25 protein-coding genes are annotated in these 26,365 nt (G+C 33.0%); 20 read left to right on the top strand and 5 right to left on the bottom strand.

Going from position 1 to position 26,365, the window contains the following annotated elements:
* The first annotated feature begins 25 nt into the window (after positions 1-25).
* From C7448_RS03705 to C7448_RS03765, 13 genes are read left to right on the top strand one after another with little or no spacing between them, the layout of a single operon-like run.
* Positions 26-1,507 (top strand): phytoene desaturase family protein, encoded by a 1,482-nt coding sequence (locus tag C7448_RS03705; protein WP_115899992.1) that lies wholly within the window; start codon positions 26-28, stop codon positions 1,505-1,507.
* Positions 1,491-2,333, top strand: coding sequence for a phytoene/squalene synthase family protein (locus C7448_RS03710; protein WP_115899993.1), 843 nt, complete (start codon positions 1,491-1,493; stop codon positions 2,331-2,333). Before C7448_RS03705 ends, C7448_RS03710 begins: the two co-directional genes overlap by 17 nt.
* On the top strand, positions 2,330-2,776 hold the full coding sequence (locus C7448_RS03715; RefSeq protein ID WP_115899994.1) for a hypothetical protein: 447 nt from the start codon (positions 2,330-2,332) through the stop codon (positions 2,774-2,776). Before C7448_RS03710 ends, C7448_RS03715 begins: the two co-directional genes overlap by 4 nt.
* A complete protein-coding gene (locus C7448_RS03720; RefSeq protein ID WP_115899995.1) occupies positions 2,773-3,228 on the top strand; it encodes a sterol desaturase family protein in 456 nt (151 codons plus the stop codon). The genes C7448_RS03715 and C7448_RS03720 overlap by 4 nt, the downstream gene beginning before the upstream one ends.
* Complete coding sequence (locus C7448_RS03725; protein ID WP_170136997.1) at positions 3,225-3,926, top strand: lycopene cyclase domain-containing protein; 702 nt, start codon at positions 3,225-3,227, stop codon at positions 3,924-3,926. Before C7448_RS03720 ends, C7448_RS03725 begins: the two co-directional genes overlap by 4 nt.
* Positions 3,913-4,386: a TspO/MBR family protein gene (locus C7448_RS03730; protein WP_115899996.1), complete on the top strand. Its 474-nt coding sequence runs from the start codon at positions 3,913-3,915 to the stop codon at positions 4,384-4,386. The genes C7448_RS03725 and C7448_RS03730 overlap by 14 nt, the downstream gene beginning before the upstream one ends.
* 3 nt (positions 4,387-4,389) lie before the next feature.
* The gene (locus C7448_RS03735; RefSeq protein ID WP_047790020.1) at positions 4,390-5,043 is read left to right on the top strand and encodes a TetR family transcriptional regulator C-terminal domain-containing protein; all 654 of its coding nucleotides are present in this window, start codon (positions 4,390-4,392) and stop codon (positions 5,041-5,043) included.
* Entirely contained in the window at positions 5,040-6,350 is a 1,311-nt protein-coding gene (locus C7448_RS03740; protein ID WP_115899997.1) for an ABC1 kinase family protein, read from the top strand. Before C7448_RS03735 ends, C7448_RS03740 begins: the two co-directional genes overlap by 4 nt.
* Entirely contained in the window at positions 6,350-6,964 is a 615-nt protein-coding gene (locus C7448_RS03745; protein WP_115899998.1) for a flavin reductase family protein, read from the top strand. Before C7448_RS03740 ends, C7448_RS03745 begins: the two co-directional genes overlap by 1 nt.
* Positions 6,961-8,382: an SDR family oxidoreductase gene (locus C7448_RS03750; RefSeq protein ID WP_115899999.1), complete on the top strand. Its 1,422-nt coding sequence runs from the start codon at positions 6,961-6,963 to the stop codon at positions 8,380-8,382. The genes C7448_RS03745 and C7448_RS03750 overlap by 4 nt, the downstream gene beginning before the upstream one ends.
* Positions 8,383-8,403: 21 nt before the next feature.
* Positions 8,404-8,946: a glutathione peroxidase gene (locus C7448_RS03755; RefSeq protein ID WP_115900000.1), complete on the top strand. Its 543-nt coding sequence runs from the start codon at positions 8,404-8,406 to the stop codon at positions 8,944-8,946.
* Positions 8,946-9,431: an SRPBCC family protein gene (locus C7448_RS03760; protein ID WP_115900001.1), complete on the top strand. Its 486-nt coding sequence runs from the start codon at positions 8,946-8,948 to the stop codon at positions 9,429-9,431. Before C7448_RS03755 ends, C7448_RS03760 begins: the two co-directional genes overlap by 1 nt.
* Positions 9,421-10,707, top strand: coding sequence for a cryptochrome/photolyase family protein (locus C7448_RS03765; RefSeq protein ID WP_115900002.1), 1,287 nt, complete (start codon positions 9,421-9,423; stop codon positions 10,705-10,707). Before C7448_RS03760 ends, C7448_RS03765 begins: the two co-directional genes overlap by 11 nt.
* Positions 10,708-10,744: 37 nt before the next feature.
* Here C7448_RS03765 and alaS read toward each other — a convergent pair whose 3' ends face one another.
* The gene (alaS, locus tag C7448_RS03770; protein ID WP_115900003.1) at positions 10,745-13,360 is read right to left on the bottom strand and encodes an alanine--tRNA ligase; all 2,616 of its coding nucleotides are present in this window, start codon (positions 13,358-13,360) and stop codon (positions 10,745-10,747) included.
* Positions 13,361-13,513: 153 nt separating this feature from the next.
* Between alaS and C7448_RS03775 the strand changes: the two genes are divergently transcribed.
* The 6 genes from C7448_RS03775 (at position 13,514) to C7448_RS03800 (ending at position 18,557) form a co-directional block, all read left to right on the top strand.
* On the top strand, positions 13,514-14,482 hold the full coding sequence (locus C7448_RS03775; protein ID WP_115900004.1) for a M23 family metallopeptidase: 969 nt from the start codon (positions 13,514-13,516) through the stop codon (positions 14,480-14,482).
* A 21-nt stretch (positions 14,483-14,503) separates the two neighbouring features.
* Positions 14,504-14,833: a MerR family transcriptional regulator gene (locus tag C7448_RS03780; protein WP_115900005.1), complete on the top strand. Its 330-nt coding sequence runs from the start codon at positions 14,504-14,506 to the stop codon at positions 14,831-14,833.
* Between the two features lie 19 nt (positions 14,834-14,852).
* The gene (locus C7448_RS03785) at positions 14,853-15,449 is read left to right on the top strand and encodes a LemA family protein (RefSeq protein ID WP_115900006.1); all 597 of its coding nucleotides are present in this window, start codon (positions 14,853-14,855) and stop codon (positions 15,447-15,449) included.
* A 6-nt stretch (positions 15,450-15,455) separates the two neighbouring features.
* Complete coding sequence (locus C7448_RS03790) at positions 15,456-15,893, top strand: TPM domain-containing protein (RefSeq protein ID WP_115900007.1); 438 nt, start codon at positions 15,456-15,458, stop codon at positions 15,891-15,893.
* On the top strand, positions 15,874-16,767 hold the full coding sequence (locus tag C7448_RS03795; protein WP_245939423.1) for a TPM domain-containing protein: 894 nt from the start codon (positions 15,874-15,876) through the stop codon (positions 16,765-16,767). The genes C7448_RS03790 and C7448_RS03795 overlap by 20 nt, the downstream gene beginning before the upstream one ends.
* An 86-nt stretch (positions 16,768-16,853) precedes the next feature.
* Complete coding sequence (locus C7448_RS03800; RefSeq protein ID WP_115900008.1) at positions 16,854-18,557, top strand: alkaline phosphatase D family protein; 1,704 nt, start codon at positions 16,854-16,856, stop codon at positions 18,555-18,557.
* A 276-nt stretch (positions 18,558-18,833) separates the two neighbouring features.
* On the opposite strand, the gene C7448_RS03805 is transcribed toward C7448_RS03800, so the two are convergent.
* The 4 genes from C7448_RS03805 to C7448_RS03820 form a co-directional block, all read right to left on the bottom strand.
* The gene (locus C7448_RS03805; RefSeq protein WP_147300492.1) at positions 18,834-19,559 is read right to left on the bottom strand and encodes a DUF6261 family protein; all 726 of its coding nucleotides are present in this window, start codon (positions 19,557-19,559) and stop codon (positions 18,834-18,836) included.
* Positions 19,560-20,238: 679 nt separating this feature from the next.
* The gene (locus C7448_RS03810) at positions 20,239-21,078 is read right to left on the bottom strand and encodes a hypothetical protein (protein ID WP_115900010.1); all 840 of its coding nucleotides are present in this window, start codon (positions 21,076-21,078) and stop codon (positions 20,239-20,241) included.
* 24 nt (positions 21,079-21,102) lie between these two features.
* Positions 21,103-21,804 carry a hypothetical protein gene (locus C7448_RS03815; protein ID WP_115900011.1) on the bottom strand — a complete coding sequence of 234 codons (702 nt, stop codon included), beginning with the start codon at positions 21,802-21,804 and terminating at the stop codon, positions 21,103-21,105.
* Positions 21,804-25,163, bottom strand: coding sequence for a toxin VasX (locus tag C7448_RS03820; protein ID WP_115900012.1), 3,360 nt, complete (start codon positions 25,161-25,163; stop codon positions 21,804-21,806). The genes C7448_RS03815 and C7448_RS03820 overlap by 1 nt, the downstream gene beginning before the upstream one ends.
* Before the next feature lie 326 nt (positions 25,164-25,489).
* On the opposite strand from C7448_RS03820, the gene C7448_RS03825 reads away from it, so the two are divergent.
* Complete coding sequence (locus C7448_RS03825) at positions 25,490-26,344, top strand: SdiA-regulated/phytase-like domain-containing protein (protein ID WP_115900013.1); 855 nt, start codon at positions 25,490-25,492, stop codon at positions 26,342-26,344.
* Positions 26,345-26,365 lie beyond the last annotated feature (21 nt).

Here is a 26,365-nt window from a genome sequence, read left to right on the forward strand (position 1 = left end):
TTTAATTATATTTATAAGAAATAATTTGAAAAAAAAAGTATACATAATAGGTTCAGGATTCTCTTCTTTGTCGGCATCATGTTATTTAGCCAAGGCTGGGTATGAAGTAACTGTGTTAGAAAAAAATGCTACCATTGGTGGGAGAGCAAGACAATTATTGAGAGAAGGGTTTACTTTTGATATAGGTCCTACATGGTATTGGATGCCAGATGTTTTTGAAAAGTTTTTCGCAGATTTTGGTAAGAAGCCATCAGATTACTACGAGTTAGAAAGATTAAATCCGGCTTATGAAGTCTACTTTGGAGAAAAAGATTCTATTGTAATTCCAGGAACACTAGAAGAGATTTATGAAGTTTTCGAAAAAGAAGAAAAAGGAAGTTCAAAACATCTTCAGTCTTTTTTAAAGTCAGCAAAATATAATTATAATGTTTCTATAAATGATTTAGTTTATAAACCTGGTGTTTCTCCTTTAGAATTAGTAACTCCAGTTACTATGGGGAAGATATTTCAGTTTTTCTCTACAATTAGACATGAAGTAAGAAAGAAAATTAAAAGTAAGAAGCTGGTCCAAATTTTAGAGTTCCCAGTATTGTTTTTAGGTGCAAAACCTAGTAATACACCTGCTTTTTACAATTTTATGAATTATGCTGATTTTGGCTTGGGTACATGGCATCCAAAAGGAGGTATGTATAAGGTAATTGAGGCTATGACCACGCTTGCTACTAGTTTAGGAGTAGCGTTTCAAACCAATGCAAATGTTGAAGAAATTGTAGTAAATGACAAGGGAGAAACAATTGGTGTTGCGGTAAATGGAAAAATCATGGAGTCTGATCTAGTGTTAAGTGGGGCAGATTACCATCATACCGAAACACTACTTCCTAAATATTTAAGACAGTACTCAGAAAGTTATTGGGATAAAAAAACATTTGCACCTTCATCATTACTCTTTTATGTAGGGTTTGATAAGGAATTAAAAAATGTATGTCATCATACACTGTTTTTTGATACAGATTTTGATGTGCATGCAAAAACAATATATGATGTTCCCAGTTGGCCAAAAGAACCATTGTTTTATGCGAGCTTTCCCTCAATAACAGATGGTTCTTTTGCGCCTAATGGAAAAGAAGCTGCTACTTTTTTAATTCCATTAGCGCCAGGTATAGAAGATACTCCAGAGTTGAGAGAGCGCTATTTTAACATTATAATAGAGAGGTTAGAAAGATTAACAAATCAATCCGTTAAAGAGCACGTGTTGTTTAAAGAAAGCTTCTGTGTAAATGATTTTATAAAGGAGTATAATTCATATAAAGGAAATGCCTATGGTTTAGCAAATATTTTAACGCAAACAGCATTTTTAAGACCCAAGATAAAAAGTAAAAAGGTAAAGAATTTATTTTTTACAGGACAGTTAACAGTACCAGGACCAGGAGTTCCTCCGTCTTTAATTTCAGGAAAAATAGCTTCAGATTTAATTTTAAAAACGTACAAAGATGAAACAATTATTTGATGAGGTTTCTTACGCATGTAGTAAGTTAGTAACTAAAAAGTATAGTACCTCGTTTTCGTTAGCCACGAAGATGTTATCACCCAAAATACGTGCTGATATTTATAATATTTATGGTTTTGTACGCTTTGCGGATGAAATAGTAGACTCTTTTCATAAATATGATAAAGAGCAATTACTATTAAAATTTGAAAGAGATTATTATGAATCTAAGAATAGAGGAATTAGTTTAAACCCTATTCTAAACTCTTTCATATATACTGTAAACAAGTATAAAATTTCTGATGATTTAGTACAATCGTTTTTAAAAAGTATGAAAGCTGATTTATATAAAACAGCATATACAACTACAGAAGAGTATAATGAATATATCTATGGTTCTGCTGATGTTGTTGGATTAATGTGTTTAAAGGTTTTTGTAAATGGAAATCAACAAAAATATGAAGAGTTAAAAATTCCTGCGATGCGTTTAGGATCAGCGTTTCAAAAAGTAAATTTTCTAAGAGATCTAAAAGAAGATTTTAACGAATTGAATAGATCTTATTTTCCAAATATCAATTTTGGAGATTTAAGTGCGGAAGGAAAAAATACAATTATTAAAGAAATAGAAGACGATTTTGACTTTGCTTATAAAAATGGTATTTTAAAGCTACCAGTTGAAGCAAAATTTGGAGTGTATATGGCGTATAGGTATTATAAAAAGTTATTAAAGAAACTGCAAGATACACCTTCAACAAAAATTATGGATACCAGAATTAGAATTTCAAATCCTATGAAAATTAATTTGCTAGCAAGAAGTTATGTAAGGTATAAACTCAATTTAATATGATAAAAAGTGGTATCTTAGGAGTACTGTTTTTTATGTCGTTCGTTGGTGTTAAAAAAGCCCCTGATTTTGTAGTAAGATACCATGAATTAGCTGCTAAAAAAGCCGAATTGACTTACATAGCTACTTATAAAAACAGAAAAGAAGTAAGTATTCAGGGGTATGTTGTTTCTCTACAAATGAAACAGGCAAAATATAAAATGATGCCTTGGAGTAAACTAAAAGTTTTTAATACAAATAAAAACAAATTAGAAGAGTTGATTTCAAAGAATCCTAACAACGTTCATTTAAGATATGTTCGATTAGTAATACAAGAAAATATACCTAGTATTTTAGGGTATACATCTTCTATTAAAAAAGATAAACAGTTTTTAAAAGAAGTGCTCCAAAAAAAAGACAGTACAAGTTATTTACATACATATATAATTAACAATACATCATTATGAATATAGTAATTTACATAGCAGTTACAGCAGTAACATTTATTGTTATGGAAGGAGTTACTTGGTGTACTCATAAATATGTAATGCATGGTTTTGGATGGTATTTACACGAAGATCATCATCAGCCAGGGTACCCACATGTTTTTGAAAAAAACGATGCTTTTTTCGTGGTCTTTGCAATTCCTAGTATTCTATTGTTTTATTTCGGAATTCGACCAGAGTTAAACTTTTTGTTTTTTATAGGTTTAGGTATTTTGTTCTATGGTGCAGCCTATTTTTTAGTGCATGATGTGTTAATTCATAGAAGATTTAAGTGGTTTGATAAAACGAATAACCAATACTTAAAAGGATTGCGAAAAGCACATAAAATTCATCACAAACATTTGGGAAAACACGACGGAGAATGTTTCGGAATGTTGTTTGTACCCTTTAAATATTTTAATAAAAGACAGTGAGTCAGTATTTATATCTAATATTAAATCTAGGCAGTTTAAGTATCCCGCTATTGTATAGTGTTTTTGAAAAAAAACTACACTTTATACAATACTTCAAACAAGCAGCGCTTAGTATTTTGTTAGTTGCTTTGTTTTTTTTAATCTGGGACAGTTGGTTTACGCAAATGGGAGTATGGGGATTTAATCCAGACTATCATTTATCACTAAAACTACTGAATATGCCCATAGAAGAATGGATGTTTTTTTTCTGTATACCCTATGCATGTTTGTTTACACATGAAGCGTTGAAGTTTTTATTTTCAAGGTTTAAAATGTCAAAATCAGCGACAGTAATCATAAGCTTTTTCCTCATTGTTTTAGTGAGCTTATTGTTGATTTTTAACTTCGGAAAGTGGTATACCACAGTAAATTTTGTGCTGTTTTTACTATTGTTAGGTTATGCGTTAAAGAACCACTTGAGTACATTGCAAGAATACTACCCTAGTTTCTTAGTAATATTAATTCCTTTTCTACTAGTCAATGGAATTTTAACAGGAAGCTTTATAGAAGAACCGGTAGTTTGGTACAATAACGCAGAGAATTTAGATTTTAGAATTTTTACGATACCTATAGAAGATGCTTTTTATGCATTTACAATGTTATTTTCAGTACAGTTAATTTTTAATTTCTTAAAAAACAGAAAACTTGAAAGAAAATAAATACATACGTTTTTTAATATTCTTAATAGCTAACCTTTCAGCCTTAGGTATTGGTGTTTGGTTAATGAATGAAGGGCCAAGAACAGATTGGTACTTGTCTTTAAATAAAGCTCCATGGACACCAGCAGGCTGGGTTTTTGGAGTAGCTTGGACAATCATTATGGTATTGTTTTCTGTATACATGACAAAAGTGAGTTTTCAGCATGAATTTTTAAACAAAAAGGTACTCATTTTATATGTAGATCAGTGGATTTTAAACGTAAGCTGGAACTATATTTTCTTTAATCAACATTTAACAAAATTAGGCTTGGTTGTAATCGCTTTATTATGGCTACTTATTGGTTATTTCACTTTTGAGTATGTAAAAAAAGTAAGGTGGTATACTCTATTTATACTTCCATATTTAATATGGATGACGATTGCAACTAGTCTCAACGCATATATTGTATTAAATAATTAAACTATGGCCAAAAAAAAGAACATAACACAAGAAAAAATAATAGAATGGTATATGAATACGGTACTATTATCAGGTCAACCGAATTCAATATTTTCTTTTGCGAAAGAAAATAACTTTGAAGAAGCGGAATTTTATAAACACTTTTCAAGCTTTGAAAGCTTAGAAAAAGCTGTTTTCGGAATTTTCGCTAAAGAAACCATTCATTTACTACACAAAACAGAAGCTTATAAAGACTATTTGCCAAAAGATAAACTATTGAGTTTCTATTTTACCTTTTTTGAATTATTAACAATAAATAGATCGTATGTATTGGCGCAGTTAAAAAGGATAAAAACAGATTTTTCGAAATTAAAAGTATTGCAAGAACTGCGTACAGAGTTTATTCATTTTGTAAATGAAATAAGCCTTGAAAAAATTGATTTTAAAAATGATAAAATCAACAAAATTCAAGATAAAACTATTGCAGAGGGGTATTGGATGCAGCTATTGCTTATTTTAAAGTTTTGGATAGAAGATGAGTCATCAAACTTTGAGAAAACAGATTTATTTATAGAAAAATCAGTAAAGGCAAGTTTTGATATTCAACAAATAGCACCTGTAAAAAGTGTGATTGATTTAGCGAAATTTTTGTGGAAGGAAAAATCACCAATGACATGAAAACCTTAAACAGAATACCTATGTCAAAAATAGAACGAGCTACCAAGTTGGTTTCAACAGGAGTGAAAGTTGGTGTAAATTATGCCAAGTACTACGGCAATAAAATCACTAAATCAGAAGAGGAAGCTAAAAAGCAACTTAATGAAGATAATGCTGCTGATATTTACGATGGATTAAAAGAACTAAAAGGGTCAGCATTAAAAGTAGCACAAATGCTAAGCATGGAAAAAAATATTTTGCCCAATGCTTACGTAGAAAAATTTTCATTATCACAATTTTCAGTTCCACCATTATCAGGACCTTTAGTAATCAAAACGTTTAAAAAATACTTCAGTAAAACACCAAACGAAGTTTTTGATACGTTTACAGCAGAATCAGTAAATGCAGCAAGTATAGGACAAGTTCATAAAGCCACTAAAGATGGAAAAGAACTAGCTGTAAAAATTCAATATCCAGGGGTTGCTGATAGTATTTCAACCGATTTAGCATTGGTGAAACCTATTGCGATGAAAATGTTTAACATTAAAGGAGAAGGTTCAGATGAATATTTTAAAGAAGTTGAAGAAAAGCTCTTGGAAGAAACTAATTACGAATTAGAACTTGTGCAGAGTAATGAAATTGCTCATGCCTGTAAACATATTCCAAACTTAAAATTTCCAAAATACTATCCAGATTTGTCATCAGATAGAATTTTAACGATGGATTGGATGGATGGAGTTCACCTGTCAGAGTTTACTAAAAATGAGCAACCTGAAGATGTTGCAAATAAACTAGGGCAAGCTTTGTGGGACTTTTACATGTATCAAATGCACAAGCTAAAAAAGGTACATGCAGATCCGCATCCAGGGAATTTTTTAGTGTCCAAATCAAATGAATTGATTGTTATCGATTTTGGATGTATGAAAGAAGTTCCTGAAAGTTTTTATGTGCCTTATTTCGAACTAGCAAAAAGAGAAAATATAGATAATCCAGCTTTTTTTGAAAGCAAATTGTATGAGCTAGAAATTTTAAGGAAAGACGATGCCCCAGAAGAAATTACATTTTTTAAAGGACTGTTTTACGAAATGTTATCACTTTTTACGCAGCCTTTTCAGCAAGAAGATTTTGATTTTTCTGATGCCGTTTTCTTTGGGAAAATAGCCGATTTAGGTCAGAAATATGCAAAAAGCACAGAGCTTAAAAAAATGAATGGAAATAGAGGTTCAAAACACTTTATTTATATTAATAGAACCTTTTTTGGTTTATACAATTTAATGCACGATTTAAAGGCAAATAAAGTGAAAATCAATAATTTTAATACCTTATAATGCACATTACACGTGAGCAAATAGATGAGTTTCCTCATATTTATAAAATAAATTTGATGAATAGTATTTCTGGTTATAAACCAGCAAACCTCATTGCTACAAAATCTAAAGGCAATATTACCAATGTTGCAGTTTTTAGCTCGGTAGTGCATTATGGTTCAAGTCCAGCAATTTTAGGATTCGTATTGCGTCCTACAACAGTTGTAAGAAACACATATAACAATATAAAAGAAACAGGATATTATACCATCAACGCTATTAATGAGGCAATAATTGAAGAAGCGCATCATACCTCGGCTAAATATCCGTCAGAAATTTCAGAATTTGATAAAACAACACTATCTGAAGAATTTAAAAATAACTTCCATGCTCCATTTGTAGCAGAGTCACCCTTACAAATAGGGATGAAGTTTTTAGAAGAACATCATATAAAAGCTAACGGAACTATTTTAGTTCTGGGAGAAGTTACTGATTTGTATTTTAACGACAATATGCTTTCAGAAGATGGTTTTTTAAACCTATCTAAAGAAAAAGTAGCTGCAATTAATGGATTAGATACCTATATGGTTGCAGAAAACTATACAAGATTATCATATCAAAGACCAAAGGAATGAAAATCTTAGTTACAGGCACAACAGGTTATATAGGAAAACGATTAATTGTTAGGTTGCTGGAAAATAACCATCAATTAGTCTGTTGTGTTCGTGATTTAGATAGAATACCAGATGAGTTTGAAAACAGCCCGAACGTTACTTTTATAAAAGTTGATTTTTTAAATATAGAAAATACACGTTTTCCTAAAGATATCGATGCAGCGTATTATTTAATACATTCGATGGCGACGACATCAGAAAATTTTGAAAACTTAGAATTAACCTGTGCACAGAATTTTAAAAAACTATTAGAATCCACTAATTGTAAGCAAGTAGTGTATTTAAGCGGAATAGTTAATGACAATTCGCTGTCCAAGCACCTAAAATCAAGATACGAAGTAGAAAAAGAGTTACAATCAAACAGTTATGCCTTAACGACCTTTAGAGCAGGAATTATTGTAGGAAGTGGAAGTGCTTCTTTTGAAATTATAAGAGATATTGTAGAAAAGCTTCCCGTAATGGTAACACCAAAATGGTTAAAAACAAAAACACAGCCTATAGCAGTTAGAGATGTATTAGCCTTTTTAGAGAATAGTTTACAAGTTAAAGAGGTCTACAATAAATCTTTTGATATCTGCGGTCCGGAAATATTAACCTATAAGGAAATGTTGTTACAGTTTGCTGAGATAAGAGGGTTTAAAAGGTACATTTATACACTTCCAGTTTTAACACCAAAGCTGTCTTCCTATTGGTTATATTTTGTAACATCAACCTCTTTTAACCTGGCGCAAGCCCTAGTGGATAGTATGAAGGTTGAAGTAATAGCAAAACCAAGTGCTATTAATATGTTACTTAATGTAGCGCCAATAACCTATAAAGAAGCGGTAGCATTAGCTTTTCAAAAAATAGAACAAAACGAAGTAATTTCTAGTTGGAAAGATGCTATGAGTAGTGGTGTTTTTCATGACCAACTAGCAAAACATATTCAAATACCTCAATACGGCTGTTTTAAAGATATTAGAGTTAGAGAAGTACAAAATGAAACAGAGACACTACATAAAATTTGGAGTATAGGAGGAGAAACAGGATGGTATAAATTCAATTTTCTTTGGAAGATAAGAGGGTATGTAGATAAACTTTTTGGAGGTGTAGGTTTAAGAAGAGGAAGAAGGCACCCAACAGAATTAGAATCAGGAGACCCACTCGATTTTTGGAGAGTATTGTTAGCAGATAAAAAGAGTAAGCGGTTGATTTTATTTGCTGAAATGAAACTACCTGGAGAAGCGTGGTTAGAGTTTAAAATAGTAAAAGACAAATTATATCAAAGAGCCATTTTTAGACCTAAAGGAATTTGGGGAAGAATGTACTGGTATGCCGTTTTACCTTTTCATGCATTTGTATTTAAAGGAATGATTAATCATTTAATAAAAGCGTATTAATAAAAATAACAATTCAATAAGATGAACACAGTAAAAATATTTTTAATCATGGCATTATTTAGTTTTTCAGGAAAAGCACAAACAGTAACCCCTAAAGAATCGTTATACGATATAAAAATAGAAGGAATCGATGGAGAAAATTTAGACCTTCATCAATTTAAAGGAAAGAAAATACTATTTGTAAATGTAGCATCAAAATGTGGTTTTACAAGTCAATATGAAGGCTTACAAGAATTGTATTCAAAATATAAAGAAAAACTAGTAATTATAGGTTTACCATGTAATCAATTTGGAGGGCAAGAACCCGGAACAACAAAAGAGATTCAATCGTTTTGTAGTTTAACTTACGGAGTAGATTTTCCTATGACAGAAAAAATTGAGGTAAAAGGAGGAAATCAACACCCGTTATACCAATGGTTAACACAAAAAGATAAAAATGGAAAAATGAGTTCTTCAGTAAAATGGAATTTTCAAAAATATTTGGTAAACGAAGAAGGAAGGTTAATGGATGTTTTTTACTCAATAACAAAACCAATGAGTAAGAAAATTACCAAATTGTTATAATGATTCATTTCAAAAAACATTCAGGAATTTATACTTTATCAACAGAGCAAACTTTAAACGTTCCGTTGCAGCAAGCGTGGGATTTTTTCAGTTTTCCAGGAAACTTACAAAAGATAACACCACCGCATATGGGGTTTCAAATTACCTCTGGGGTTGATAAAAAAGCGTATGCAGGACAAATAATAACATATAAAATAGGGATTCTACCTAGGATTAAGTCTAGTTGGGTTACTGAAATTACACAAGTAAAAGAGCAGCATTTTTTTATAGATGAACAGCGATTTGGTCCTTATAGCATGTGGCATCACGAACACTGGTTTGAAGAGTTGCCAAATGGAAAAACATTGATGAAAGATAAAATATCATACAAAATACCTTTTGGTTTTTTAGGACGCATAGCCCAGTCAATCTTTATAAAAAGGCAGTTAAAAGGAATATTTAAACACCGTTATAGTACGTTAGAAAAATTATTTAATGGAAAATAAAGTATCGATTTTTTGGTTTCGTCGAGATTTACGTTTAGAAGATAACAAAGGATTGCATAAAGCGCTACAATCAGGAAATAAAGTAGTTCCGTTATTTATTTTTGATGAAGATATTTTAGAAAGTCTTCCTAAAAATGATGCTCGAGTAACGTTTATTTACGAAACCTTACAAAACCTAGATGAAGAGCTGAAAAAGTATCAATCTTCTCTGTTAGTTAAAAAAGGAAAACCGTTAGCAATTTGGAAAAAACTAACTGAAGAATATACAATTGAAGCAGTTTACACAAATAAAGATTACGAACCTTATGCAGTTAAAAGAGATAAAGAAGTAGCTGACTTTTTAGCGTCTAAAGAAATAGCGTTTAATACTTTTAAAGATCAAGTAATCTTTGAAGAAAAAGAAGTTTTAAAAAACGACGGAACTCCATATACAGTTTTCACTCCCTATAAAAACAAGTGGTTGCAAAACTTCTCAGAAAAGAAAGATACGCAAGACTTTACGATAGACTTTGTTAACTTTTATCAGTTTTCATCTGAATTTCCATCATTAGCTTCCATAGGTTTTGAAGAAAGTACAATTAAAGTAAAACCATATAACTTATCTAATTTAGATTTGTATGATGAGATGAGAGATTTTCCTGCTGAAGATAAAACTTCATACTTGTCACCATACCTGCGTTTCGGATTGGTAAGTGTTCGAAAAATGGTTCGGTTTGCGTTAATAACAAACGAAACTTTTTTAAGCGAACTAATTTGGCGTGAGTTTTTTATGCAGGTTTTATATCACTTTCCAAAAGTAGTTACCCAGAATTTCAAGCAAAAGTATGATGCAGTTCCTTGGAGAAATAATGAAGAAGAATTTAAAAAATGGTGTGAAGGTAAAACAGGGTATCCGATGGTAGATGCTGGTATGCGAGAGCTAAACGAAACAGGGTACATGCATAACCGAGTACGAATGATAACCGCAGGCTTTTTATGCAAACATTTACTCATTGATTGGCGTTGGGGAGAAGCGTATTTTGCAGAAAAACTGTTAGATTATGATTTGTCGGCAAACAATGGGAACTGGCAATGGGCAGCAGGTACAGGTTGCGATTCAGCTCCGTATTTTAGAGTGTTTAACCCAGAATCTCAGTTAAAAAAGTTTGATAAGGAGTTACAATATGTTAAAAAATGGGTAAAAAACTTTGATGAGTTAACCTATCCGCAACCAATGGTAGAACACAAGTTTGCGAGAGAACGAGCGATAAGTACCTATAAAAAAGCATTACAATAAAAAAGGTTCAGAATTTTCTGAACCTTTTTAGTATATATTAAGCAATATAGTCTTTTGCTCTCTCTAATGCTTTTGGAATTCCTCCAGGGTTTTTACCACCAGCGGTTGCGAAGAAATTTTGTCCACCACCACCACCGTGGATTAGTTTTCCTAATTCTCTAACAACCTTTCCAGCATCGTATCCTTTTTCATTAGCTAAGTCTTTAGAAATATAACAAGTTAACATAGCCTTTTCAGGAGAAGGAGCGGTAGCAAATACTACAAATAAGTTATTAACTTCTCCTCCTAACTCAAATAATAAGTTTTTAATGCTGTTAGGATCTAAATCTACTTTAGTTGCTAAAAATTGAACCCCATTTACTTCTTGTAACTGGTTTTTAAGTTCACCTTTCATATTTTTAGCTTTATCCTTTAACAGTTGCTCAACTTGCTTTTTTAAAGCAGTGTTTTCATCTTGTAAGCTATTTACCGATTTAGCAACATCTTTAGGGTTTTTTAATAATTGTTTTACCGCATCGTAGTTACGCTCAACGCCTTCAAAGTAATCACCAACAGCTACATTAGTAATTGCTTCAATTCTTCTGATTCCAGCAGCAACAGCACCTTCTGATTTTATTTTGAAATACCAAATATCACCAGTTTGTTGTACGTGCGTACCTCCACAAAGTTCCATCGATTGACCAAAACGGATGGTACGAACACTATCCCCATACTTTTCACCAAATAAAGCTACGGCACCTTCATCAATAGCTTGTTGCATTGGTATATTTCTTTGCTCTTGTAACGGAAGGTTTTCACGAATACGAGCGTTCACAAATTCCTCAACAGCTTCTAATTGATCTTTGTCTACTTTAGAGAAGTGAGAAAAATCAAAACGTAAATGCTCTGGACTAACTAAAGAACCTTTTTGCTCCACATGCTCACCTAATATAGTGCGTAAAGCTTGGTGCAATAAATGTGTTGCAGAGTGGTTACTTGCCGCTAATTTTCTAAAATCATCACTAACAATTGCTTTGAAGGTCTCGTGTAAATTGTTAGGTAGGTGTTTGGTGTAATGAATAATTACATTATTCTCTTTCTTAGTGTCTAACACGTGAATAACATCCCCATTTGGAGATTCTATATGTCCTTTATCACCAACTTGTCCACCACCTTCAGGATAAAAAGGAGTCATGTTGAATACCAGTTGATATTGGTCTCCATCTTTTTTCGTGGTAACTTTTCTGTAACGAGTTAGTTTTACGTTGGCAGCCAACATATCGTAGCCAATAAACTCTTCTACATCATCTTCAATTAAAACAACCCAATCGCCAGTTTCGCTAGCAGAAGCAGCACGAGAACGCTCTTTTTGAGCCTTCATTCCAGCATTAAACTCTTCTTCATTGATTTCATATCCTTTTTCACGAGCAATTAACTGCGTTAAATCTAAAGGGAAACCGTAGGTGTCATATAATTCAAAAGCGCGTTTACCAGAAACAACTTTACCATTAGTTGTAGTAATAATTTGGTCTAATAATAATAACCCTTGATCTAATGTACGTAAGAAAGAACTTTCTTCTTCTTTTATAACATTATGTACTAAGTTACTTTGTTTTTTTATTTCAGGAAAAGCATCACCCATTTGGTGGGCTAGGGTTTCTACCAACTTATAAATAAAAGGCTCTTTCTGGTTTAAGAAAGTAAACCCGTAGCGAATTGCACGACGTAAAATTCTACGAATTACATAACCTGCACCGTTATTACTTGGTAATTGACCATCGGCAATGGCAAATGCAACCGCACGAACATGGTCAGCAATTACACGAATGGCAATGTCAATTTTTTCATCTTTACCGTATTTAGATCCAGTAATTGTTTCAACTTCACGAATTAAAGGAGTAAATACATCAGTATCGTAATTAGATTGAACCCCTTGTAAAACCATACATAAACGTTCAAACCCCATACCAGTATCAATATGTTTTGCAGGAAGATCTACCAAAGAACCATTAGCTTTACGGTTGTACTGCATAAAAACTAAGTTCCAAATCTCTACAACTTGAGGATGGTCTTCATTCACTAACGATTTTCCATCAACGTTAGCTTTTTCTTCAGCAGAACGAATATCAACATGAATTTCGGAACACGGACCACAAGGACCTTGTTCACCCATTTCCCAAAAGTTATCTTTTTTGTTTCCCATTAAAATACGATCTTCAGCAATGTACTGTTTCCAAATATCGTATGCTTCTTGATCCATTTTTGTACCATCACTTTCATCACCTTCAAATACAGTTACGTACAAAATATCCTTATCTACTTTATAAACCTCAGTTAGTAATTCCCAAGTCCAAGCAATAGCTTCTTTCTTAAAATAATCACCAAAACTCCAGTTACCTAACATTTCAAACATGGTATGGTGATAAGTATCGTAACCAACCTCTTCTAAATCGTTGTGTTTACCAGAAACACGTAAACATTTTTGACTATCAGAAATTCTACTATTTTTAGGAGTAGAGTTTCCTAAGAAAAACTCTTTAAATGGAACCATACCAGCGTTGGTAAACATTAAAGTAGGGTCGTTCTTTAACACCATAGGTGCTGAAGGAACTATTTCGTGTTGTTTTGATTTAAAATAATCTAAAAATTTAGCTCTAATATCTTGAGATTTCATACAACTCTGGGTATCTGTATTTTGTTAAAAAATATTTAAAAAACTGCTTGTAAAAAGAAGTTTTAAAAGATTTTGTAAATTTGTGGGTTTTCAAATTGTACATCCCCTTAGGATGCTTCATTTAAAAAGCACAAAAATAGTACATTTAGGATTATGGCAAAAGTAAAATATTATTATGACCCAGACACTTTATCGTATAGAAAGATAGAGGTTAGGAGAAGTGAAAAGTATAAAAAAACTTTTTTTGGAATACTTAGTTTTTTATTGATTGCTTTTTTTGGTTTTATAGGCTTTAGTCAGTTTTTAATGTCTCCAAAAGAGCGCGCTCAAAAAAGAGAATTAGAAAACTTAAAATTACATTATGAGTTGCTTTCAAAAAAGATGGAAGAAAGTGCTGAAATCTTAACCGATTTACAAAAAAGAGATAATAATATTTATAGAACATACTTTGAGGCAAGTCCAATACCAGAAGAGCAACGAAAAGCAGGTTTTGGAGGTGTAAATAGATATAAACATTTAGATGGTTTTGATAACAGTTCTATGGTAAAAAAGGTAACCAAAGAGCTAGATATTTTATCAAAGCAAATGGTAGTACAATCAAAATCGTTGGATGAGATTGTTGAATTAGCCAAAGAAAAAGAGAAAATGTTGGCTTCTATACCAGCTATTCAGCCTGTAAAAAATCAAGATTTAAAAAGAATGGCATCGGGGTATGGTATGCGTTTGCATCCTATATTAAAGTCGTGGCGTATGCATAATGGGATGGACTTTACCGCACCAACAGGTACGCCAATCTTTGCATCAGGAAACGGTATTGTTAAAAAAGCACATAGAAGTTCTACTTTTGGTAAAGTGGTTTATATAAATCATGGATATGGTTACGAAACTATTTATGCTCACATGAGTAAAATTCTTGCTAAAAGAGGACAGAAAATAAAACGTGGTGATTTAATAGGTTATGTTGGAAACACAGGACGTTCTGCAGCACCCCACTTACATTACGAAGTACATAAAAATGGTAGACCTGTAAACCCTATTTACTATTATTATGGAGACTTAACTCCAGAAGAATTTGCAGCAATGCAAAAAGCTTCACAACAAAAAGGTCAGTCGTATGACTAAACACATAACAAGCTGTGAAAAATGTATGTAGACTTACCTGATAAACGATATTATAGAATAGGTGAAGTCGCTAAAGCTTTTGGGGTAAATAGTTCACTCATTAGGTTTTGGGATAAAGAGTTTGAAATCATCAATCCTAAAAAAAATGCTAAAGGAGATCGGTTGTTTACACAAGAAGATGTAAAAAACTTTAAAATTATTTACAACCTTGTAAAAGAAAGAGGGTTTACTTTAGATGGTGCAAAACAAAAGCTAAAGAAAAACCCAGCAGGAGTCTTAAATAATCAGGAAATTATTAGTAGATTAGAAACTGTAAAAGCAGAGTTAATAAAAATCAAAAATCAATTATAATTACAAAAAATCAAAGATTATGAAAAAATGGTTAGTGCCTTTAATTATTATAGGAGTTCTAGTATTTGGAATTTATTCATGGGCAAAAGGATTTTATAATACCGCAGTAACATACCAAGAAGACGCTAAAACTACATGGTCAAATGTAGAGAGCTCTTACCAACGAAGAAACGACTTAATTGGTAACTTGGTAAAAACGGTACAAGGAGCAGCCGATTTTGAAAAAAGTACGTTAACTGACGTAATTAACGCAAGAGCAAAAGCAACCTCTGTAAACATTAATGCTGGTGACTTAACACCAGATAAAATGGCACAATTTCAACAAGCACAAACAGGGTTAAGCGGAGCTTTATCCAAATTATTAGTGTCTGTAGAGCGTTATCCAGATATCAAAGCAAACAAAAACTTCCTAGAATTACAAAGTCAGTTAGAAGGAACAGAAAACAGAATTAACGTAGCACGTGACCGTTACAACGAAGCTGTAAATTTATACAACAAGCACATTAAAATGTTCCCTGGGAATATGCTTGCAGGTATGTTTAATTTAACAGAAATGACGCGTTACAAATCAGATGCAGGTTCAGAGAATGCGCCTGATGTAGATTTTAAATTCTAAAAATATATGTCTAAAGTAGAAGATTTTCTTACTGCCAAAGAAGAAGAGGAAATCGTTCAGGCTATTAGAGAAGCAGAACGAAATACTTCTGGTGAAATCCGTGTACATATAGAGAGAACTACTGAAAGTTCTCACTATGACCGGGCACTAGAAGTATTTCAAACGCTTAAAATGTTTAATACCCAGCAACGAAACGGTGTGTTGTTGTACATAGCTGTTGACGATCATACATTTGTAATTTATGGTGATGAAGGTATTAACAACGTGGTTCCCGATAACTTTTGGGAAACAACCAAAGAAGCCATCCAAAACCAATTTAAACAAGGCGATTTTAAACAAGGAATTATAGATGGTGTGCTAAAAGCAGGAAAAGAATTACAAGCTCACTTTCCATGGACTACAGATGATGAAGATGAGCTAAGCAATGAAATATCAAAAGGCTAAAACCTTCACAGAAGGAAGAAATATGATAAAGAATATAACGTCATTACATAAAAGAGCAAACAAGTTACAGAACGTAAAAGTTGTTCTTTTTTTTATTGCATTTTTATGTGGACACACTCTTTTTTCACAAGGATTTGAAATTCCAGAAACACCTAAAGAGCAAACAAGTGTTTACGATTACGTAAACCTTTTATCACCAAGTCAAAAAGCAAGCTTAGAAAATAAGCTAATTAAGTATTCTGATACCACTTCAACACAAGTAGTGGTAGCAATTATAAGCTCTACAAAAGGAGAAGAAATAGGATACTTAGCAACCAATTGGGCGCATGAATGGGGAATAGGACAAGAAAAGGAAGACAACGGAGTATTTATGTTGTTGGCAAAAGACGATCATAAAATAACCATCCGAACAGGTTATGGAACCGAACACCTATTAACCGATTATGTTTCTCGACAAATTATAGAGTACGACATTATTCCTTATTTTAAACAAGGTGACTATTACGCTGGGTTAAACAGTGGAGTAGATGCTGTTTTTAAGGTAATGAGTGGTGAGTATAAGGGAAGTAGAAAAGAATCTAAAGGAACCAACTTTGGGTTTATTTTCTTTATCATTATTCTAATAGTATTCTTTATCATTATCTCAAGCGGAAGTAAAGGAAACCGTGGAGGTGGAGGAAGAGGCTACAGAAAATCAGATATTGCAAGAGGCATTTTAGAAACCATTATTTTAAGCAACGCTGGTAGAGGCGGTTTTGGAGGCGGAAGCTTCGGTGGAGGATCATCAGGAGGTAGTTTTGGCGGCGGAGGCGGCTTTGGCGGAGGTTTCGGAGGCGGAGGCTTTGGGGGTGGTGGAGCCACAGGAGGCTGGTAGTAACTTCATTTATTTAGTAAAGGTTAGGTAACGTTAAAGCAACGTTGAAATAGTACTTATGCAGGGAAATTAAAAGACCCCTATGTATGAAGACTAACATTAAAAGAAGAAACTTTTTAAGAAACTCATTATTAGTAACTGGAGGACTACTTTTAGTCCCTAACTTTATCAGTTGCAAAGATGATGATATTGATGAATTACCTATTCCAGATAATTTAGCAGATAAAAACTTTGAGCAAGGAGTTGCTAGTTTTGATCCTACAAACTCACAAGTTATCATTTGGACTCGTTATAGCACCCAAAACACTTCAGCAACCTTAGTTTGGCAACTTGCAAAAGACAAAAACTTTAAAGACGTTGTTCGTCAAGCAGAAGTAACTACCGATGCTTCAAGAGATTTTACCGTAGCTGTTGAAATTAAAGACTTAGATGCAGGACAAAAACTATACTACCGTTTTGTAAGTGTTGACGATAAAGCAACATCGCCAGTAGGAGAAACCTTAACGTTTAGCGAATCAATTAGTGAAGTAAAACTAGCAGTAGCATCTTGTGCAAACTTTGCCTACGGTTACTTTAACGTATATGAAGAAATAAAAAAATCGGATGCAGATGTTGTCATCCATCTAGGAGATTATATCTATGAATATGGAGAGAATACGTACGGTTCGTTTAGAACACCAGAACCAAAAGGAGAAATTATTTCGTTAGATGATTATCGTATTCGCTACCGCCAATACCGTTCAGACGAGCAATTAAAAGAATTGCACAGAACCAAACCTTTTATTTGTGTTTGGGATGACCATGAGGTAGCTAACGATACGTATAAAGACGGAGCGGAAAACCATCAAGAAAATGAAGGTAGTTTTACTTCAAGAAAGCAAAGTGCCTTAAAAGCGTATAGCGAATACTTACCAAACATGACGAATTTGGTAGATAATTCAATTATTTACAGAAACTTGAAAATTGGAAGTTTGATAGATTTAATTATGCTTGATACGCGTATTGTTGGTAGAGATAAGCAACTAGAATATTCAGCGTATTATGATGAAAAAGGGGCGTTTGACGCAACAGCTTTTCAACAAGCATGGTTAAACCCGCAACGCACCCTTTTAGGAACTACCCAATTAGGATGGTTAGAAAGTGAATTAGCAGCAAGCAATAGTACATGGCAAATTATAGGGCAGCAAGTATTAATGGGAAAAATGTTAGTTCCTGCTGAACTACTAACACTGTTAGCAACAGTAGTGGCAGAAGCATCGGCAACAGGTGGGGCAAGTGAAGCAACTTTTAATCAATTTAAAAAGACGATAACAGAATTAGTAACTATTAAAACAAGAGTTTTACAAAACGACCCAACGTTAACAGCAGAAGAGAAAGCAAGAGTACAAACCGTATTGCCATATAACTTAGATGCTTGGGATGGTTATTTTATGGAAAGAGAACGCATTTTAGCAAGCTTTAAAAGTAAAAATGTAGTAGTGCTGGCAGGAGACACTCACAATGCGTGGTATAGCGATTTAAAAGATAATTCTGGAGAAAAAGTAGCAGTTGAAGTAGCCACTAGTTCAGTATCATCACCAGGGTTAGAAACCTACTTAGGAGCATCTGCTACAGAATTAGAAGGCGCCTTAGGTTTGTTAATAGACGATTTGCAATACAGTAATTTCTCTCAAAGAGGATATATGAAACTTACAGTAACAGCCGCAGGTATACAAACCGATTGGAATTTTGTTGATACCGTTACCAACAAAACCTATTCAAATAGTATCGGAAAAACAGTAACCCTATAATTACATAACCTGTTGTGCATTTTAAAGTTTTTTGCCGAAAGAATGTCTGTTCGAGTGATTTTCGATAGAAAATCGTATCGAGAACAATAGTCTAAGTCGTAAAATTTTATTCTCGATACTAATTTTACGGGTTTTTACCCGCAAAATTCACTCGAATTGACAAATTTTACTCAAAACGCAGAACGTTTACATAGAGCATTACCAATACATTAAAAGGCTCCTGAATTATTCAGGAGCCTTTTGTATGCTATAAAAGAAATACGAAATCAACTAATGTTATACTTCTTCGGTAGTTGGAGTACTAGATTTAGACCTGTTATCTACTACCAAATTATATTGTTTAGCCAACACATCAATCTCATTAAGTAAGATTGGGTAGGCTTCGTTTTCAGAAAGTGTTGCATGCGCTTCAATATGTAATACAAGTTTTCTGTAAGTAAGCGAAGCTTCAGTACGCAACTCTTCAATATTGTTTTCTGGTGAAGCTGCAGTTTCACCTACACGCTCAATATACTTGGTAGAAAACTCGGTATTGGCATTTTTTAATTCAGCAACCCAAGTAGCTATATCAAGCAAAGAAATAGCCTGAATAAGCTCAGGTTCAGTTTCAAAATCTTTACTAATACTATCTAAAATAGCGGTTTGTTCTTGGTAACTTTTGCGAATAATATTAGTACCATGTGCATTTATAGTAGCAAGTAGTGCTTTGGCGGCACTTACTATAGCTTCGTTAAAATGGTTCTCATAACCATTTAAAATCATTTTAATTCCAGAAATAGCTTTATCCCTTCTAGTGTCAAGAGTTATAATTTCTTGTGTTAGGGTGCTTCCCTGCACTTGTTGGTATAAAACATCAATACGATTAACAATGGTTGTTAATTCGTTAGTGGGGTTTGTTAATGCTAACGCATCAACGTCTTGTAAGTTTACAAGTTGTAGAATATCTTTCATGTATTGTAGATATTCACCGTTACGATACCGATTTAAATACGGACTGTTCATAAGCTAATTTTTAAAATTAATATTAAATATTTGTAGAAAGTGATTTGATAACTTTCATAGCGTTAGCAATTTAAGAGTATAAAAGTTTTTAAAAAAGTTAACATTTGTTAAAGTTTACTTACTAAGCGAGGTTTGCATACGGTTACTATAGTTAACAGGGTACACTGTAAGGAAACTTGTGGAGAATTTTGTTATTTAAAGGAACACTCAGCGAGTTTCGCTGATGGTTTCGTTGTGTTGAGGATTGTTCAGCGCGTCACGCTGACGGTTCCGTTGTGTTGAGGAATGTTCAGCGCGTCACGCTGATGGTTTCGTTGTGTTGAGGAACGTTCAGCGCATCACGCTGATGGTTCCGTTGCGTTGAGGATTGTTCAGCGCGTCACGCTGATGGTTTCGTTGTGTTGAGGATTGTTCAGCGCGTCACGCTGACGGTTTCGTTGCGTTGAGGAATGTTCAGCGCGTCACGCTGACGGTTTCGTTGCGTTGAGGAATGTTCAGCGCGTCACGCTGATGGTTCCGTTGTGTTGAGGATTGTTCAGCGCGTCACGCTGATGGTTTCGTTGTGTTGAGGAACGTTCAGCGAGCTTCGCTGACGGTTTCGTTGGGGAGTATTCAATAAAGTGTGTCAACTTATTTTTAGTTTTCTATAAACCTTTTACCAAATTTAATAATTGCCTGACTAATAATTTTTAACTCTAAAGGGAGTGAAAATATTTATTCTATACTTTAATTTATCAACATCTGATTTATATCTTTCTGGTACAGGAAATGTCATTGAAGAGTTGATTACTGTGTCAGGTGAAGAAATATCATCTATACCGCCTGAAGTCCCTTTGATTAAGGTAGAAAAATCAAAAATTAATGAGCTATTATTTTCATCATATCTTAAATCTATTAGTTTATTTTTACTAGAGTTAAAAGGCATTACATGTATGCCTGAAACAACAATTCCAGCTTTAGAAAAAATTAATGTAGCATTATTTTTCTTTAATGCTTTTTCCCAATAAGCAGAATCATAATCTTTTCCTGTACTAAAAAAAATAACCAAAAAAACTATAATACTTATAAATGCTGTAGAGACTCTAGGTTCGAAAGTGAAAAGAAGAATTAAACAAATCAACGTGATAAAACCATAAACTTTAATCTTGTAAAAAAGATACTTTTTCTCTCCAATAGAATGTTTTTCTTTAAATACTTCCCATTCTTCATAAGTATATTCCCACTCACATATAAATTTACCTATTTTTTTTTGATATAAAATCTCTTTCTTTATATTGTGGGCTTCTATATACCTTAATATATCTAATATTTTTAAGAAAAAATTAAAAAAATATTGTAGAATTAGATACAATAAGATATATAATGCTTTTTCTTTAATATTTTCACCCTCATGTACTTTGAAGACAAAGTAAAAGCTTGAAAATAAAAATATTAAGCTTATGAATAACCCTATTAAATAGACAAGTACCTTTGCTCCATCATCATTAATCAACAACATTTTTTTTAAAAAATAATTCATTTTTATTTAACTTTAATATTAAACTTACCACCCTCCAATGCGTTTCCTTTCCTCTTGTTGTTCTGGTGTAGCTTCAGGTGTAGGGACGTTACTAGGGTATAATGGTTTTGGAAAGCCTAATGCTTTTCTACGTTCAAAATCTTGCTGTCTATACGGGTCGAATGTATTGCCTGGTGGTAGCGGTCTGTTTTTGTCCATATACCATACCATGAAACTCCACTCCCTACGAGGTTCATCTCCGTAAAAAGTGTATAACAAATCTATCTTTCGAGGTTTAAACGTATTTACAAACTTTAAGTACTCTGTATCTACATACCCATCTATATTACCACTTATGGAAATGACAGCTTTTAAGTCTTTAAACTTTCCTTTTAATGGCGGTCTGAAAAAATTATCAGGATACGTTACTGTACCTTCTAAACGATTTAACTCAAATATTTTATAGTTTTTTTTAGCGTATAAACTATAAAACACCAAAAAACCTCCGCCTAAAATCAATAATATAGAGAGAGTTAAATATCCTTTATCTTCAACTCCAAAGCTTAAAAACCAAAGAGCCAAAACAATTGCCCCCCACCCAAATTGAGAATATACACTTAACCTATGACCATGAGACTCCAAATAAATTTTATCATCTATACGTTTAAACATACTTTTTTCTTCTTTTTCAATAATTCCAAAATCTATCCGCTCAGGGTATTCTAATATTCTATGTGGTATGCTCATTATTTTTCTAATTTAGGGTTGTATGAAGCCAAGTGTTTTACATCTTTTTCAGCTACAATTTTAATTTTTTGTTGGGCTTCTTTTGCAGACATGTGTTGTAGCTTAACATCACGTACCCCAACACGTTGCCCGTATTTATGAGCAGTAAATATACTCGTCATGTTTCTAGAATTATACTCTTTTTTGTTTTTTATTTGGGCGTATGCTACAACGAAGCGTTTTTGGTTATTAAAATTGGTAGGGGTAAATTCTTCGTTTTTTATGCGTAGTCTGTATAGAAAAAGAACTTCTCCCCTAGGGTAGTTTTCATATTCCCAATTAAAGTGTTGGGGTAAGTCAAATTCTACCGTAGCATTAGGTACAATTTGTTCAGTATCACTATATCCTTTTGGATAGGGGATATCTAAAGAAATATGAAAAGCTTTGATTTTAAAGCGCCAACCTTCTTTTAATGGGGCTTTCATTCCGTATGGATAAAACCAGGCATGTGTCTCTATGTCATCAAGCTGTTGAATGGTTTGAGCTGAATAAATATTGGCTTTAAAACTACTGGTAAAGGTATTGTATTTGTCAAAATTCCCGTTATTTGGAGTATTGTAACCGTTGGGAGCTGACTCTAAAATTGCAATGCTGGGTATTACAATGTCTATAAAGGCAGTAAAGGCTTTTTCAAAATTGCTATAACTTTTGTATTCTTTGGTTTTAATAGTCTCAAAACAAGGGTTGATAACAGTTTCATTACGATTAGTTACTAGTCTGTTGATATACTCGTATGGTGATTCACTCGATTTTACAGATAATGCATAATCACTTAACGGAAAGTTTTTAAAATAGGCTTCAAGTTGGGTATCTGCAAAATATTTTTGTGCCAAGTAGTAACAACCAACTAAGGCTCCACCTAACAAGGCTCCGGGCCAAAAACCGATTGAGAAAGCAGTAGCTCCACCAGCTATTAATGCCGATACATCAGCCGCTAAAAAAACTGCGCCTATCCCCGCAGCCATTGCATATAGTGCTGCTGCGTCGTTATCGCGTGCCGAAAAATGGGTGTAGGAGTCTCTACCTGCCGTAAATACCGTTATTGAGGAACTGACTACTTTTAGAGCGCCTACCACAAGCTTAAATTTGTCTACTTTAGATTTTATCATTTTAACATTCTCCCCTTTTTTAATTAAATGTTTATCATATAACTTCATTTGTTGAATCAGACTCATCGTAGCTGCACTCAATTTTATACTTGCAACAGAAAAGGCACCAGTATTTTCAAGTGAATATTCGTTTATAAGTTTTTTAGCTGCACCCGCCCATACATATGCCTCAATGGCTACTACTACTCCTGACAAAGCATTAGATTTTAGTAGTTTTTCGGCTTCTGCTTTAAATTTCTTAGGATAATTACCTTTTATTTTTACTTCTAACTTACCATCGTTTACCAGTTGTTCGGCACTTTTTTGTGTCATTTTTTTATACTCTAAGTGCCAGTGTTTTTCATATTTTTGTAACGAAACAGGCTCTCCTTTAATTTCTAAACGAAAATTAGTTTTTTTCATTTGAGCTTCAAACCCTTCTAGTGCTTTAAACTTAAGAAAAGCAACCCGTGTTTTTTTATCTCTAAAATAGGATACCTTACCAGCAATAGGGAATTTAGTTTCCTTTAGCCTTTGGAAACTACCTATATGTTCATCATGGTTTGCATAGGCTTTTATTATTTTTTCAATAACCTTTGTTGTTTTTTTTGTGAAGCTTATTACTTTAATATCTTGTATATCTATTTGAAAATCTAAAATTTTGGTGCTTGTGGTAAATCTGCTTGGGTTATTGTCATAAAGGGTTTCGTTAATTTCTTTGTACCATGAGTCTTCTTTAAGTTTGTAAACTTGCTTTAAGTCTAAATGGCGATCGTGCATGTTGGGGTATTGCCCTAACACAATAAAGTGTTCAGCAGTTTTTTCTTTACCATCTTCAACAACATCAGCACTTGTTAAATACACTTTTTTAGCGTCTTGATAGTACTTGCTTGACATTGCATTACCTAGATCATCTCTATAGCTATTTATGAGAGCTCGTTGTTCGGCTCTTTCTTTTACTCCTAGAAGTTTTTCTAATTTGCTTTTTTCAACTCCGTTTTGTTCAATAAAAGGTCTTAGCAAACCGCCCACAGTTAAATCTAATGCTATGTTGGCAGTGGTAGATTTTATAAGGTCTGAGTTGTACTTTTCTGCATTATCGTGGTTATTGTAAACAAAATCGTAGGTTAGTTGTGCTAGCCTGTGTAGGTATTGTATTTGTTTACTTTCTTCAGATTGGTTAACGGGTACTTGTTGTTCGTTTCTTATGTAAGGAAATACTTCCTCTGGACTCTTTCCTGTTTGTAGGCTTACCATAATAGCTTTTAGCTGGTCAATTTCTCTATCAACCCCAAAACATATGGTGTCTGCACAACCTATAGGGTCATGTAGGGTAATAAAGAGGTCTTCAAGTAGCTCGTTGTCTCCATTTTTTTCTTGTTGCTTTTCATCTGCTGCAATACTGTATAAAATATCTTTGTATTTGTGAGCCATAGGATGACTATTAGGCACAACAATACTGGTTTCTTTATAATGTGTTACAGCTGCATCTTTTGATTCTTTGTTTTTGGGCAGTCCTTTGCACACAAATTTAGTGGTACATTGTTCGGCTCTTTTTTCAGCATTGGTTAAAATTTCATTAACGTATTTTACACTCCATTGTACAGGTGAATAAGCTAAACAATATGTTTGCTCGTTAGGTTCAAGTATTTTATACATTAACTTTTTTCCTGTAGCTTTACGTATATCTAGATATTTTCCGTTTTCTTTATTCTTTTCCCACTCAATTTCTTCAAACATCCCAAATTCATCAACTTCAAATTCTTTAAAATCATCTTTTGGGTTCTTCTCGTTAATCATATATACATACCCTGATCGTAATGGGGTTCTAGCTATGTAAAAATTCTCAAGTTTAGGTAGGTTAATTGTGTTTTCAAGAATTACCTCATCTAAAGGAATTGTAACTTTTTGAGTGTTGTCGTTTTTTGTCGTATTGTTAGCTTCTTTTTCCTTAACTACCTTACCAATGGCAGGTTTTTTATTTTGATCTAAAAAAATACTATTATAAAACTCTTGTGTGTCAGGTGAGTGGTAGGTAGATGTTTTATGATCTACATTATAGTCAAACAAGCCAAAACGTAAAAAGTGTAATCGAACACCTTGTGGTTCTGTTATAATTGAGGGTTGTTCTTTACTGCTAATTTCATTGTAATGAGCAGTGAAACTGTAGGTAGCAGTTTTTTGGCTGGAGTCTTTTTGTTGCGTTTTTTCTAATGCAATGTTTTCTTTCATGATTTATTATTTTCTTTTTTTTCATGTTTTTGCATAGCAAAAACACAACCATAGCAATAATAGCTACAGCATAGCACAGGGGGAGAATATTTTTTTTTGGATTACAATTTTTCAAAAAAGCACGTTAGCAATTTTTTAAATAAGTACTCTTTTGATGTTTCAAATGTATAGATAGAAAGTTTATTAATCAAAAAAAGTTTAATTTTTTTCTAAATAGCGTTGTTTTGTTAAAGGAATTCATGTGTTATAAAGAGATGAGATGTTTCCGTTTGCAGAAGCAACCTTAACATAAATCTTTTTATTTTTACAGATACAAAACTTATGATATGAAAAAGCTACTCTTTTTGTTATTAACCACTTTATTAATTACTAGTTGCACCAATTACGGACAACTAAAGTTAGTGTCGTACTTATCGGAAGATTTAAAAGAAGTTTCTGGTGTTGAGAAAAATCACGACTTAAATGTACTATGGATGCATAATGATAGTGGTAATGCAGCGGAGTTATTTAAAGTTAGTACCCAGGGAAAAATTTTACAAAAAAGAGCATTAGAAGTAAAAAACCACGATTGGGAAGATATAACTTCTGATACCGATGGAAACATTTATATCGCCGATTTTGGAAACAATAACAACAAAAGGAAGAACTTGGTAATTCTTAAAGTTAAACAAGAAAACTTGTTAAATGGAGACAATGTTGAGGTGGAAAAAATACATTTTTCGTACCCTAATCAAACCAAGTTTCCGCCCAAAAAGAAAGACCGTTTTTTTGATGCAGAATCCTTAATTTATAAAGATGGGTTTCTGTACATTTTTACCAAAAGTAGGGTTAAGAGTAAGCAAGGAAAAACAATGTTATACAAAGTTCCAGCCACAAAAGGTGATTATACTGCTAAATATATCTCCGAGTACACAAATTGCGATGCTTTACATTGTGCAATTACAGCAGCAGCAATATCTCCTGATAAACAAAAAGTAGTTTTGTTAACACACCAATCCGTATTAATGTTTACCAATTTTAACGAAGATGACTTTTTTAGCGGAGATGTTAAAGAGTATTCATTTGACCATGTTTCTCAAAAAGAAGGGGTTACTTTCAAAAATAATACAACGCTTTACATAACTGATGAAGCCGCTAAAGAAGGAAGCAGTAAGCTATATGAATTTGTAATAAAGGATTAAAAAAATCAGTTACCAAAGCTA

This window comes from Tenacibaculum gallaicum (assembly GCF_003387615.1).
GTDB classification, from domain to species: Bacteria; Bacteroidota; Bacteroidia; order Flavobacteriales; family Flavobacteriaceae; genus Polaribacter; species Polaribacter gallaicus.

What these genes read in the sequence shown, in the direction of transcription:
- C7448_RS03755 (WP_115900000.1), top strand. Translation starts at nt 8,404, where the DNA reads ATGAACACAGTAAAAATATTTTTAATCATGGCATTATTTAGTTTTTCA.
- C7448_RS03810 (WP_115900010.1), bottom strand. Translation starts at nt 21,078, where the DNA reads ATGAATTATTTTTTAAAAAAAATGTTGTTGATTAATGATGATGGAGCA.
- C7448_RS03785 (WP_115900006.1), top strand. Translation starts at nt 14,853, where the DNA reads ATGAAAAAATGGTTAGTGCCTTTAATTATTATAGGAGTTCTAGTATTT.
- C7448_RS03780 (WP_115900005.1), top strand. Translation starts at nt 14,504, where the DNA reads ATGTATGTAGACTTACCTGATAAACGATATTATAGAATAGGTGAAGTC.
- C7448_RS03800 (WP_115900008.1), top strand. Translation starts at nt 16,854, where the DNA reads ATGAAGACTAACATTAAAAGAAGAAACTTTTTAAGAAACTCATTATTA.
- C7448_RS03775 (WP_115900004.1), top strand. Translation starts at nt 13,514, where the DNA reads ATGGCAAAAGTAAAATATTATTATGACCCAGACACTTTATCGTATAGA.
- C7448_RS03805 (WP_147300492.1), bottom strand. Translation starts at nt 19,559, where the DNA reads ATGAACAGTCCGTATTTAAATCGGTATCGTAACGGTGAATATCTACAA.
- C7448_RS03790 (WP_115900007.1), top strand. Translation starts at nt 15,456, where the DNA reads ATGTCTAAAGTAGAAGATTTTCTTACTGCCAAAGAAGAAGAGGAAATC.
- C7448_RS03795 (WP_245939423.1), top strand. Translation starts at nt 15,874, where the DNA reads ATGAAATATCAAAAGGCTAAAACCTTCACAGAAGGAAGAAATATGATA.
- C7448_RS03740 (WP_115899997.1), top strand. Translation starts at nt 5,040, where the DNA reads ATGAAAACCTTAAACAGAATACCTATGTCAAAAATAGAACGAGCTACC.
- C7448_RS03760 (WP_115900001.1), top strand. Translation starts at nt 8,946, where the DNA reads ATGATTCATTTCAAAAAACATTCAGGAATTTATACTTTATCAACAGAG.
- C7448_RS03715 (WP_115899994.1), top strand. Translation starts at nt 2,330, where the DNA reads ATGATAAAAAGTGGTATCTTAGGAGTACTGTTTTTTATGTCGTTCGTT.
- C7448_RS03815 (WP_115900011.1), bottom strand. Translation starts at nt 21,804, where the DNA reads ATGAGCATACCACATAGAATATTAGAATACCCTGAGCGGATAGATTTT.
- C7448_RS03745 (WP_115899998.1), top strand. Translation starts at nt 6,350, where the DNA reads ATGCACATTACACGTGAGCAAATAGATGAGTTTCCTCATATTTATAAA.
- C7448_RS03750 (WP_115899999.1), top strand. Translation starts at nt 6,961, where the DNA reads ATGAAAATCTTAGTTACAGGCACAACAGGTTATATAGGAAAACGATTA.
- C7448_RS03820 (WP_115900012.1), bottom strand. Translation starts at nt 25,163, where the DNA reads ATGAAAGAAAACATTGCATTAGAAAAAACGCAACAAAAAGACTCCAGC.
- C7448_RS03825 (WP_115900013.1), top strand. Translation starts at nt 25,490, where the DNA reads ATGAAAAAGCTACTCTTTTTGTTATTAACCACTTTATTAATTACTAGT.
- C7448_RS03765 (WP_115900002.1), top strand. Translation starts at nt 9,421, where the DNA reads ATGGAAAATAAAGTATCGATTTTTTGGTTTCGTCGAGATTTACGTTTA.
- alaS (WP_115900003.1), bottom strand. Translation starts at nt 13,360, where the DNA reads ATGAAATCTCAAGATATTAGAGCTAAATTTTTAGATTATTTTAAATCA.
- C7448_RS03710 (WP_115899993.1), top strand. Translation starts at nt 1,491, where the DNA reads ATGAAACAATTATTTGATGAGGTTTCTTACGCATGTAGTAAGTTAGTA.
- C7448_RS03720 (WP_115899995.1), top strand. Translation starts at nt 2,773, where the DNA reads ATGAATATAGTAATTTACATAGCAGTTACAGCAGTAACATTTATTGTT.
- C7448_RS03735 (WP_047790020.1), top strand. Translation starts at nt 4,390, where the DNA reads ATGGCCAAAAAAAAGAACATAACACAAGAAAAAATAATAGAATGGTAT.